The following is a 13563-nucleotide window of genomic DNA, read 5'->3' as shown; positions in this document are numbered from 1 at the left end:
CCGATCGGGCGTCCGGTGTACAACACCCGAGTTCACGTGCTGGACGATCGACTTCGCTCGGTGCCGGTCGGGATGGTGGGGGAGCTCTATCTCGCCGGTGTGCAGCTCGCTCGCGGTTACCATTCGCGTCCCGATCTGACGGCCGACAGGTTCGTCGCCGATCCGGCGGACAGGCACGGTGGCCGCCTCTACCGCACCGGCGACCTGGTTCGCTGGACGTCGAACGGCGAGCTCGAGTACATCGGTCGCTCGGACTTCCAGGTCAAGCTTCGTGGTCTGCGAATCGAGCTGGGAGAAATCGAGTCCGCTCTTCTGCGTGCCGATTCGGTGGCTCAGGCCGTAGTACTGGTCGTACGCGATCAGCTGGTCGCCTACGTCGTGCCCACTGCAGGCGCGTCGGTGGACGTCGATGCTGTAGTCGCGTCGGCGGCGACCACGCTTCCGGAGTACATGGTTCCGGTGTCGGTTCTCGTTCTCGACGAACTTCCGGTGGGACCGTCGGGCAAGCTCGACCGTAGAGCGCTGCCGGAGCACACGTTCGAGAGCTCGGCCGAGTTCCGCGGTGCCGAAACCGATGTCGAGCGAGTACTCAGCGAGGTCTTCGCGGACGTCCTCGGTCTCGACGCGGTCGGCATCGACGACTCGTTCTTCGCGCTCGGCGGCGACAGTATCGTGTCGATCCAGCTCGTTGCACGCTCTCGGGCGAGAGGTGTCGTGATCACCCCACGCGACGTCTTCGAGCAGAAGACCGTCGCGGGTCTCGCTTCGGTGGCCGCCGCTGCCGAGAACCTCGTCGACGAGGTCGTTCTCGGTGAGCTCGACGGTGGCGGAATCGGTTGGGCACCACTGCTTCCGTTCGCTCGTTCGATGACCGATCGGGGTGGGTCGTTCGATCGCTTCGTGCAGTCGGTGACCCTCGAGTTGCCCGTCGGTATCGACCGTCAGGGAATCGTGTCGACCATCCTCGCCGTGGTGGACCGCCACGACGGACTCCGGGCGCGCCTGGTGAACGAGTCCCAGGGGTGGGGTCTCGAGACTTCCGCACCCGGTTCGGTGTCGATCGATCGTCTCGTCGACCGCATCGAAGTGGGCGCAGAGCTCGACCTCGACGAGGTTCTGGCTCGTACCGCAGCGGCCGTCGACGATTCGATGTCGCATCTCGACCCGTTCGCAGGCGACATGCTCCGCTTCGTCTGGGTCGATTTCGGTTCGTCGAGGAGCGGCCGTCTCGTCGTCGTGGCACACCACCTCGTCGTCGACGGCGTGTCCTGGCGAATCCTCGTGCCGGACTTCGTCTCCGCCTGGGCGCAGACGGCGGCGGGTGCAGTCCCCGCTCTGCCCGAGGTCGGCACGTCGGAGCGTCGCTGGGCGCACGCCCTCGCGGACGAAGCGCGTTCGCCTCGTCGTCTCTCGGAGATGGATCTGTGGCGCAGCGTCGCGGGAACTCCGGATCCGGTCCTCGGTACGCGCGCGTTCGACCCTGCCCGTGACGTCACGTCGACGGTGGAACGTTGTGCGATCGAGTTGTCGCCGAGCGTGACTCGCGCCCTGCTGACCGCAGTGCCCGATGCCTTCCACGGTGGAGTGTCGGACGGGCTGTTGGCCGGTCTTGCCCTTGCCGTACGAGAGTTCCGTGCGCGTCGCGGAGTGGATGCGCCTGCGACATTGGTTCAACTCGAAGGGCATGGCCGCGAAGAAGAACTGATTCCAGGTGCGGATCTCTCGCGCACCGTCGGATGGTTCACCAGCATGTACCCGGTCCGTCTCGACCTCACCGGAGTCGACCTCGCCGACGCACTCGACGGTGGCCCCTCCATCGGTGCCGCGGTCAAGCTGGTCAAGGAACAATTGCTCGGCATTCCGGACAAGGGCATGGGATACGGGCTGTTGCGGTACCTCAACGAGGACACCGCGAACGAGCTCGGCTCGCTGTCGACCGGTCAGATCAGTTTCAACTACCTCGGTCGTGGTAGCACCGGTGAGGTTCCGGAAGGAATCGAAGGGTGGCTGCCCGCAACCGATTTCGACGATCTGACCATCAGCGGTGACGCCGACATGGCGGCGAACAAGACCGTCGACATCAATGCGATCGTCCGCGGAGCCGGGGACGATTCGGCGCTCGCTGCGACGTTCGCATTCCCCGTCGGTGCCATCGATGCAGACGACGTTCGGGAACTGGCCGATCTCTGGGTGGGCGCGCTGACCGCTCTGGCCGCTCACGTGGCGGACGGTACCGCAGGCGGTCTGACACCGTCGGACGTCCCGCTGGTCCGTATCGGTCAGCGCGAGATCGACGTCGTCGAACAGCGCTACCCGTCGACGCGTGACATCTGGTCGCTCGCGCCGCTGCAATCGGGCTTGTTGTTCCACGCACTGCTCGCGGAGTCGTCCGTCGACGTGTACACGATGCAGATGGTTCTGCGCTTGACCGGCGACGTCGATGCCGGTCGTCTTCGTACCGCTGCGGCGTCGCTCGTCGACCGGTACGACAACCTGCGGACCGCGTTCGTGACGGTCGCCGACGGCTCCACCGTTCAGGTGGTCCAGGACGACGTCGAACTCCCGTGGGCCGAGCACGACTTGTCCGGACTCCCGTCGGGAGATCGTGAGCGTGCGTACGAGGAGCTGCGTGCGGGGGAGCAGGAAGCTCGATTCGACACCGCCACGGCACCTCTCGTGCGTTTCACCCTGGTGAAGATCACCGAGGACGACAGTCGGCTGCTGTTCGCGAACCACCACGTCCTGCTCGACGGATGGTCCATGCCGTTGCTGATGCGGGACCTGTTGGTTCTGTACGCCGCGCACGGCGACGCGTCCGGTCTGCCGCGTGTGTCGTCCTACCGAACGTTCCTGTCCTGGATCGCACGTCAGGATCGAGCACGGTCCGAAGGCGTGTGGGCCCGAGCGTTCGAGGACGCTCCGGAGCCGACGATTCTCGCTGCCGGTGCCGCGGGACGTGAGATCACGTCACGGTCGGGTGCCGTGGAGACAGTCCTGTCGGCAGAGTTGTCCTCGTCGCTGACGCACTTGGGCGCCCGCCTCGGAGTCACCGTGAACACGCTGGTTCAGGCCGCGTGGGGAATCCTGCTGTCGGCATCGACCGGACGGGACGACGTCGTGTTCGGCGCGACGGTATCCGGCAGGCCTGCAGGACTTCCCGGCGTCGAGTCGATGGTCGGCCTGTTCATCAACACACTCCCGATCCGTGTTCGCCTGAACGCGGCCGAGTCCGTCGAGTCGGCGCTCACGAGGCTCCAGGCCGAGCAAGCCGATCTGCTCGATCACCACTACCTCGGGCTTACCGACATCCAGCGCGCAGCCGGTGTCGGTGCACTCTTCGACACACTGACCGTTTTCGAGTCCTACCCCGTCGACGAGGAAGGGCTCGCGGCCCAGGCGTCGAACATCGACGGCATGGCCGTGTCCGGTGTGGAGTCGAACGACAGCACGCACTACCCGCTGACGTTGCTCATCGTCGCGAACGACCGAATTCGGTTGACACTGAAGTACTTCGAGGACCTGTTCGACGAAGATCACGTGGCAGCACTGATCGGCCGGATGGAGCGCATTCTCACCGCGGTGGCCGTCGATCCGAGCGTCAGGGTCGGCGACCTCGACCTTCTCGGCGACGACGAACGTCATGCCCTGGTCGTCGATCGCAACCAGACCGATCATGCCGTCGACGAGGCGTTGCTCCTGGACGCCTTCTTCTCCCGCGCAGAATCGACTCCCGACGCACCTGCCTTGACGTTCGAAGGCGACACGATCAGCTACCGCGAGTTCGCCGACCGCGTCCATCGGCTGGCGCGCTACCTGGCCGGCCACGGTGTCGGGCCGGAGATCGCGGTGGCAGTCGGCATGCGCCGGTCGATCGATCTGATGGTCGGCATCTACGCCGTCGTGGAGGCAGGCGGAGCGTACGTTCCTCTCGATCCGGAACAGCCTGTCGATCGTCTCGAGTACATCGTGGACGTGGCGAACGCGGTGCTCGTGCTCTCGACCGAGCGCGACGCGGTGGAGCTGGGTGCAGGTTCACCCCCGGTGGTGCACATCGACACGCTGTCGCTGTCGGAGTATCCGGCGGTTGCGCTCGGTCCGTCGGACCGGACCGTCGGGCCGGACAACAGTGCATACGTGCTGTTCACCTCGGGTTCGACGGGTCGGCCCAAGGGTGTCACGATCACTCATCGCGCCATCGTCAACCGCCTCGAGTGGATGCAGGCCGAGTACGGACTGCACGACGCCGACACCGTCGTACAGAAGACACCGGTGACGTTCGACGTGTCGGTGTGGGAACTGTTCTGGCCCATGCGTGTCGGCGCGAGAACCGTCGTTGCGCGGCCGGACGGTCACCGCGATCCCGCATATCTCGCACAGCTGTTCGCGCGGGAGTCGGTCTCGGTGGCGCACTTCGTGCCGTCGATGCTCGGTGTGTTCTCGGCAGAACCAGGTGCAGCCGATGCTCGCGACCTTCGGTGGGTGTTCGCGTCCGGTGAGGCATTGCCGGAATCGACTGCGGCAAAGATCGTGTCGCTGCTTCCGTCGGCGCGGCTGGTCAACCTCTACGGGCCGACCGAAGCCGCAGTCGACGTGACGTATCACGAGTTCGTCGCCGCGAACACCCGCGGTGTCCCGATCGGTCGACCGGTCTGGAACACGCAGGTGTACGTGCTCGACAACGCTCTTCGGCCCGCTCCCGACGGCTCCGAGGGAGAGCTGTATCTCGGTGGCGTTCAATTGGCACGCGGCTACAGCTCACGACCTGATCTGACCGCGGACCGATTCGTCGCGAACCCCTTCGGACTCGGGCGGCTGTACCGCACGGGTGATGTCGTGCGGTGGAACACAGCCGGCGAACTCGAGTACGTCGGCCGCTCCGATTTCCAGGTCAAGCTGCGCGGACAACGAATCGAGCTCGGTGAGATCGAGGCCGCCCTCGTCGCAGACCCTGCGGTCGCACAGGCTGTGGTGGCCGTACGCGACGATCGTTTGGTGGCATGGGTCGTTCCGTGGACGGCACGCACGACAGTCGCGGACATCTCGTCGGAAGCCGAGACTCGACTGCCTGCGTTCATGGTTCCGTCGGCTGTCGTGCTGCTGGACGGTCTTCCGCTGACGAGCTCGGGCAAGCTGGATCGCAGGGCACTTCCCGATCCGGAGGTCTCGGCCGCGGAATTCCGTGCGCCCTCGACTCCGATCGAACAGGCCGTTGCGACGGTGTTCTCCGACGTGCTCGGCGTGGAGTCCGTCGGCCTGGACGACGACTTCTTCTCCCTGGGCGGCAACTCACTGGTGGCGACGCAGGTCGTCGCCAGGCTCGGCGCTGCCCTGGACACGACGGTCCCGATCCGGGTTCTCTTCGACGCCACCACGGTCGGCGGTCTCGCACGTGCAGTGGAAGCACACGTGGGGGCCGAAGGAACGGGCTCGCAGGGCCGTGTCGCACTGGCGGCTCAGGACCGCCCGGAACGGATTCCGCTGTCGCTCGCTCAGCAGCGGATGTGGTTCCTCAACCGTTTCGACTCTGCCTCCGCGGTCAACAACATCCCCGTCGCGATACGACTGACGGGCGAGTTGAACACCGAGGCGCTGCGCGACGCGGTGACCGACGTCCTCAGCCGACACGAGACGATGCGGACGGTCTACCCCGAGGTCGACGGTGTCGGGCATCAGGTGATCCTCGAGCCGTCCCAGGTCTCCATCGATCTGGCGCCGCACGCTGTGTCCGAATCGGACGTGGTGAACGAGGTCGTGTCGATCGTCTCGATCGGGTTCGACGTCACTCGAGACGTCCCCGTGCGCATTCGGTTGCTGGAAGTGAGCCCCGAGTCGCACGTTCTGGTGTTCGTCGTGCATCACATTGCTGCAGACGGGTTCTCGATGGGCCCTCTGACGCGCGACGTGATGACGGCCTACGCGGCACGCACTGCCGGCGATCGACCGCAGTGGCAACCGATGGACGTGCAGTACGCGGATTACACGCTGTGGCAACGCAGCGTTCTGGGCAGTGAGGACGACGCGTCGTCGCTCGTGTCGGCGCAGATCGACTACTGGAGGTCTCAGCTGTCCGGGTTGCCGGATCAGATCGACCTACCGTTCGACCACGCTCGACCCGACGTGGCGAGTTACCGCGGGCGAACCACACAGTTCTCCGTCTCACCGTCTCTGCACCGCAGTCTCGAAGAGCTTGCGCGGGCACACGATTCGACCGTGTTCATGGTCGTGCACGCAGCGTTGGCCGTGCTGATGGCGCGGTTGTCCGCGTCCGAGGACGTGGCGATCGGTACGCCCGTCGCAGGACGCGGTGATGCGCGCTTGGACGACTTGATCGGCATGTTCGTGAACACGCTGGTACTGCGCACCGAGGTGTCGCCTGCAGTTGCGTTCGACGCGGTGCTGGCACAGGCACGTGAAGTCGATCTGCAGGCGTTCGGCAACGCCGACGTTCCCTTCGAGCGCTTGGTGGAGATCCTGGACCCGCAGCGGTCGCAGGCTCGTCATCCGCTCGTGCAGGTGGTGCTCGCATTCCAGAACCTCGGTCGCACGGCCCTGGAACTGCCGAACCTGTCCGCGGAGGCGGTGCAGTTCGATGCGGAGATCGCGAAGTTCGACCTGCAGTTCACCTTCGAGGAGGAGACCGGCGGCGGTTACACCTGCTACGTCTCGTACTCGACCGATCTGTTCGACGAGTCGACGGTCGTGTCGATGGGGGAGCAGTTCCTCGCTGTTCTCGGTGGTGTCGTGACCGATTCGTCTCGGGCGGTCGGTGACATCGAGATCGTCGATGCGCTGACGCGTGATCGTGTTCTCACTCAGTGGAGTTCGTCGGGTTCGGACGTGTCGGTGAGCGAGGCGACGCTGATCGATCGGTTCGAGGCAGCTGTGTCCGCGCATCCGGGTGGTGTAGCCGTCCGTTTCGGAGACGAGTCGGTGACGTACGCGGAACTCGACGGCCGGGCCGATCGTGTCGCGCGAGCTCTGATCGAGGTCGGAGCACGTCCGGATGCGCTCGTTGCGGTGGCGCTCCCGCGGTCGGTCGAGTTGATCGTGGGCTTGTTGGCGGTGCTGAAGGCCGGCGCAGGCTACCTGCCGATCGACCCGTCGTACCCGTCCGAGCGGATCGCGTTCATGGTCGACGATGCGAGTCCGGTTGCGGTCCTCACCGATTCGGCCGTGCTGGAGGGCGAGTCGATGGCACCGGTGCGCGCCGGTTCCCTCCCGGTCGTGGACTTGTCTCGACTCGAAGGCGAGGGGCGCATCGGTGTCAGCGGAGAGAGTGACGGCCGTGAGGATGCGGACAGGGTGTCCGATGCGGATCGACGCGCTCCGTTGCGTCCCGAGCACTTGGCGTACGTCATCTACACGTCGGGTTCGACGGGTCGTCCCAAGGGTGTGCTGATTCCGCATCGTACGGTCGTCCGACTTCTCGACAACACGGACGCATCGTACGGTTTCGGGCCGGACGACGTGTGGACGATGTTCCACTCCTACGCGTTCGACTTCTCGGTGTGGGAGCTGTGGGGTCCGTTGGCTTTCGGCGGCACGCTGGTGATGGTGGACTACTTCACGTCCCGGTCACCGGAAGCGTTCCGCGAGCTTCTCGCCGCCGAACGTGTCACGGTGTTGAATCAGACGCCGTCGGCGTTCTACCAACTTGCCGAACTCGACCGGGTGCAGGCCGCGGATGCGGGTGAGCTGTCTCTGCGGTACGTGATCTTCGGTGGTGAGGCTCTCGAGCCTCGTCGTCTCGCTGGATGGTTCGACCGCCACGGCGACGGCAGCACGGCGGGGCCGCGACTGGTGAACATGTACGGCATCACCGAGACGACGGTCCACGTGTCCTACCGCCCGTTGACGGCGGAGTCCATCGGCTCGGCGTCGGTGATCGGTGCACCCATCACAGGGTTGGGTGTCTACGTGCTCGACACTCGGTTGAACCCGGTGCCCGTGGGAGTGGCGGGCGAGCTGTACGTCTCCGGTGGGCAGTTGGCTCGTGGCTACCTCGGACGCGCCGACCTGTCGTCGGTGCGGTTCGTGGCCAATCCCTTCGGCGAGGGTCGGCTCTACCGCACAGGCGACGTTGCTCGATGGACGCGGCGTGAGGACGGTAGCGGCGAGCTGGTGTACCTCGGCCGTGCGGACGATCAGGTCAAGGTGCGAGGATTCCGCATCGAGCTCGGCGAGATCGAGGCTGCCGTCTCGGCTCAGAACGGCGTGACAGCGGCGGCGGTCGTGGTGCGTGAGGACTCGCCGGGTGCGGTTCGTCTCGTTGCCTACGTGGTGGGTTCTGCCGACCTGGACGCGGTGCGAGCGGGAACGGCGCAGTCCGTTCCGGAGTACATGGTTCCCTCCGCGTTCGTGCAGATGGACGAGATTCCGTTGACGGTCAACGGCAAGCTCGATCGGCGTGCTCTGCCGGAGCCCGCGGCGGTGGCCACGGCGTTCCGTGCGCCGTCGACACCGATCGAGGAGATCGTCGCGGGAGTGTTCGCAGACGTGCTCGGTGTCGCGCGCGTCGGTGTCGACGACGACTTCTTCTCGCTCGGCGGAAACTCGTTGCTCGCAACGCAGGTGGTGTCTCGGCTCGGTAGTGCCTTGGATGCGTCGGTGCCGGTGCGGCTGTTGTTCGAAGCCTCGTCGGTCGGCGACCTGGCTGCACGCGTCGAGTCCGCCGTCGGAGGTGGGCGCACCGAACTGGTCGCCCGCGAACGGCCGGCGAACGTGCCGTTGTCCTTGGCGCAGCAGCGCATGTGGTTCCTCAACCGCTTCGACAGTGCGTCGACGGCGTACAACATCCCGATGGCACTTCGCCTGTCGGGCCGCCTCGACGAGGACGCGTTCTCCGCGGCCATCGGTGACCTCGTGGCACGCCACGAGACGCTCCGAACGGTCTACCCGGAAACGGACGGTGGTGCCGTACAGCGGGTGCTCTCGTCCGAGCGTGCCGGGATCTCGTTGCACATCGAGGATGCCGATCCGGCGTCGGTGACCGAGAAGGTGATGGCGCTGGCCGCCACCCGATTCGACGTCACGACCGAAGTTCCGGTACGCGTCACCCTGTTCCGGGTCGGTGCCGACGAGTACGTCGTGGCGATGGTGGTTCACCACATCTCCGCCGACGGTTCGTCGATGGTTCCGATGACGACCGACCTGATGACCGCGTACGCGGCGAGGACGACGGGCACCGAACCGCAGTGGACACCACTGCCGGTCCAATACGCCGATTACGCGCTGTGGCAACGCGAGGTTCTCGGCCGAGAAGACGATCCGACGTCGGTCGGCGCGCAACAGTTGGACTACTGGAAGACTGCACTCGCAGACCTGCCGGACCAGCTGACCCTGCCGATCGACAAGCCGCGTCCTGCAGACCAGAGTTTCCGGGGCGGCCGCGTCGAGTTCACGGTTCCGGCCGGTACACACGCCGCACTGCAGGAGCTCGCTCGCGCACACAATGCGACCGTGTTCATGGCCGTGCACGCGGCGTTCTCGGTACTCCTCGCGCGCCTGTCGGGCATGAACGACATCGCCGTCGGTACGCCCATCGCAGGACGCGGAGAAGCGGCGCTGGACAATCTCGTCGGCATGTTCGTCAACACTCTGGTCTTCCGACTCGACGTGGACGGCGGCCGGGACTTCGTGGACCTGCTCGCGCAGGCACGCGAGACGGATCTACGGGCGTTCGCCAACGCTGATGTTCCGTTCGAACGCCTCGTGGAGGTCCTCAACCCCACGCGGTCGACGGCACGGCACCCGCTGTTCCAGGTCGGTTTCTCGTTCCAGAACGTGGCGCAGACGGCCCTCGAGCTCGGTGATCTGACGGTGTCGGCGGTGGACGCGGACTCGGGTAACTCGCAGTTCGATCTGCACCTGATCCTGGCGGACAAGTACGACGACTCGGGTGCGCCTGCGGGCTTCGAGGCGCTGATGACCTACGCGACCGATCTCTTCGAGCCAGAGACGGTCGACGCCGTCGTCGCACGCTTCGTCCGCGTCCTGGAGGAGGTCGTGGCGCGGCCGGACGTTCCGGTCGGAGACATCGACATCACCTCGCCCGGCGAACGCGTCGAGCTGGTGTCGACGTGGAACGACACCGCTCGCGACCTCGGGGCGGACCGAACTCTCGTCGATCTGTACGACGCGCAGGTACGGCGCAGCCCGGACGCGACCGCGGTCGTGTTCGACGGTGTCTCGCTCACCTACGCCGAGTTCGACGCTCGCGTCGAGCGCGTCGCGCGGTCGCTCGTCGAGCGCGGCGTCGGACCCGAAAGTCTGGTGGGACTTGCCATTCGACGGTCCACCGACCTCGTGGTCGCGATGTACGCGATCGCCAAGGCCGGGGGTGCGTACGTTCCTCTCGATCCAGATCAGCCGATCGAACGCACCGAGTACATCCTGTCCGTGGCGGCACCGGTCTGCGTGATCACCACGGCTCGCGAGAACGTCGTCATCGACGGCTCCGTCGATCTGACGGATCTCGAGAAGGACGCGGATGCAGGCCGGACGACGGACGCGCGCGCGCTTCGCAGTGACAACCGCGCGCTTCGCGCCGACAACACGGCGTACGTGATCTTCACCTCCGGGTCGACCGGTAAGCCGAAGGGCGTCGCGGTTTCGCACGGCGCCATCGTCAACCAGTTGGTGTGGAAACACGCGGAATTCGGGATGAACTCGTCGGATTCGGTGCTGCTGAAAACCGTTGCGACGTTCGACCTCTCGGTGTGGGAGTTCTGGTCCGCCCTCACCGTCGGTGCATCCATGGTGATCGCCTCGGCCGACGGTCACCGTGATCCGGACTACCTGCTGGGTCTGCTCCGTGACCACGAGGTGACGACACTGCACGTGGTGCCGTCGATGTTGTCGATGCTGACCACGGTGTCCGACGGTGCACTGCCACCGACGCTGCGGCGAGTCCTGGCGATCGGTGAAGCACTGCCCGCGGCGACCGCGTCGGCGCTGAAGAAGGCGAGTTCCGCGGAGCTGTACAACCTGTACGGGCCCACCGAGGCGGCGGTGTCGATCACCTCGCACCGCGTCGTCGACGGTGACACCACGACGGTTCCGATCGGAAAACCGGAGTGGAACAGTCGGGTTCACGTTCTCGATGCGCGTCTGCAGCCCGTTCCCGTCGGCGTCAGCGGTGAGCTCTACCTGGCGGGATCTCAGCTGGCGCGTGGCTACCACGGTCGGGTCGATCTGACAGCCGATCGATTCGTCGCAAATCCGTATGCGAGCTCGGAACGTATGTACCGAACGGGCGACATCGTGCGGTGGACGCGCTCGGGTGAGCTGGAGTACATCGAGCGTGCGGACTTCCAGGTCAAGGTTCGCGGATACCGCATCGAACTCGGTGAAATCGAATCTGCCTTGCGCGGACTCGATTCCGTTCGCGACACCGCCGTGACCGTCTACAACGACGGACGCACCGGTGACCAGCTGGTGGCGTACGTCGTGCCGAACCTCGCCGGGGGCGAAGACGGCACAGATGCCGAGACGATTCGGATCGAGCTGACCCGAATCCTCCCGTCGTACATGGTTCCGTCGGTGTACGTGATGCTGGATGCGTTGCCGCTGAACGCCAACGGCAAGCTCGATCGCGCAGCACTGCCGGAGCCGGAGACGACCGTCGGGGAGTTCAGGGCCCCGACCAATCCCATCGAGGAAGTCGTCGCACGAACGCTGTCCGACGTGCTCGGTCTCGCTCGTGTCGGGTTGGACGACGACTTCTTCGCACTGGGCGGAAACTCCCTGATCGCGACGCAGGTGGTGTCCAGACTGGGCGCAGCCCTCGATACCCGCATTCCGGTGCGGACGATCTTCGAAGCGTCGTCGGTGGAGGCGCTGGCCGCACGGGTTCAGCCACTCGTCGGTGGCGGGGCGCGGGTTCCGCTCGCTCCGCGCATCCGGCCGGACGCGGTTCCGCTGTCGCTTGCGCAGCAACGGATGTGGACCATCAATCAGGTGGACACCTCGTCGGCTGCGTACAACATCCCGGCAGCCGTGCGGTTCACCGGTGCGCTGAACACGGCAGCGTTCGCAGCCGCCATGGCCGATGTGATCGAACGTCACGAAGTGCTCCGGACGCGGTACCCGGACAGTGAGGACGGACCGATCCAGCTGATCGGCTCGGTGTCGGACGCTCTGCCGGATCTGACGCCGATTCCCGTCACGGAGAGCGACGTCTTCGGCCGCGTCGGCGCGATCCTCGGTGAAGGCTTCGACGTGACGAGCGAGGTGCCGGTTCGTGCGGCTCTCTTCGCCTTGTCCGACACCGATCACGTGTTCGCGCTCGTTGCGCATCACATCACGGCAGACGGGTTCTCGATGCGCCCGCTCATCCGCGACGTGATGCTCGCGTACACCTCTCGTGCCGCGGGGGATGCTCCGCAGTGGGCACCGTTGCCGGTGCAGTACGCGGACTTCAGCCTGTGGCAGCGCGAGGTGCTCGGTAGTGAGGACGACCCGGACAGTGCACTCGGTGGGCAGCTCGCGTTCTGGACTCGTGAGTTGGCCGGGCTTCCGGACTTGTTGCCCTTGCCGACCGATCATCCGCGACCGGCGCGGCAGTCGACGATCGGTGAGGCGTACGAGTTCACGCTCGGTGCCGATATCGCGGGGCGTATCGAGAAGACCGCTCGCGAGCACAACGCGACCGTCTTCATGGTGGTCCACAGTGCGTTGGCGGTGCTGCTGGCCAGGCTCAGCGGCACCGACGACATCGCTGTCGGAACGCCGACGGCGGGCCGAGGCGAGGAAGCCCTCGACGATCTGGTCGGCATGTTCGTCAACACCTTGGTGTTGCGTTCGTCCGTGCAGGGAGGGTCGACGTTCTCCGAGTTGTTGGCGGACACGCGTGACCGCGACCTGGCGGCCTTCGGCAACGCCGACGTGCCGTTCGAGCGGCTCGTCGAGCAGATGGGTAGAACGCGATCCAGTGCGTATTCGCCGCTTTTCCAGGTGATGCTGACGTTCCAGAACGCTGTCAGCGGCACGTTCGAGCTTCCCGGGCTCGAGGTGTCGACCCTGGCGGCAGACGAGGATCAAGCCAAGTTCGACCTGCAGTTGACTGCGATCGAGCAGTTCGACGAGTTCGGTGCGCTCACCGACGTCCGGGCGCTGCTGAACTACGCGACCTCGATCTTCACGAGATCGACCGTCGAGAAGATCGCGGACAGGTTCCGGCGCATCCTCGACACGGTCACCCAGGATCCGTCCGTGACGCTTCGATCGATCGACATCCTGACGGAGTCGGAACGTGCGGCGCTGACACCGAAACGAGCTCCGCGGACAGTGGACGACCTTCCGTCGCTGGTGTCGGAGGCTGCGTCGGTGAGCCCTGCGGCGACCGTTCTGGCGCACGAGGGGCGGGAGATCTCGTTCGAGGAGTTGTCGGACAAGCTCGCGTCGGTGTCCAAGGCGATGGGTACGACCCTCAAGCCCGAGGCGTTGGTCACCGTTGCTCTGTCGCAGTTGGTGCCTGGAATTCTCCCTGCGCTCGGTGCTCAGGGGTACGCGGAAGCGGTAGCGACGATGATTTCCGCGGCCGAGGACGTAGTCGGCCCCTGA

The 13563-nt window shown here is 65.8% G+C and carries 1 protein-coding gene (only partly in view); it reads left to right on the top strand.

Going from position 1 to position 13563, the window contains the following annotated elements:
- Nucleotides 1-13563, top strand: partial view of a non-ribosomal peptide synthetase gene (locus tag CH290_RS25485; protein ID WP_094620675.1) — the end only. It extends 16530 nt beyond the left edge of the window; 13563 of the gene's 30093 nt are visible here — the last part of the coding sequence; the start codon falls outside the window, past its left edge; its stop codon occupies nucleotides 13561-13563.

The sequence above is a fragment of the Rhodococcus sp. 06-156-4 genome, from assembly GCF_002259345.1.
Lineage (GTDB): Bacteria > Actinomycetota > Actinomycetes > Mycobacteriales > Mycobacteriaceae > Rhodococcoides > Rhodococcoides fascians_E.
This window is presented reverse-complemented; position numbering and strand designations above follow the sequence as displayed.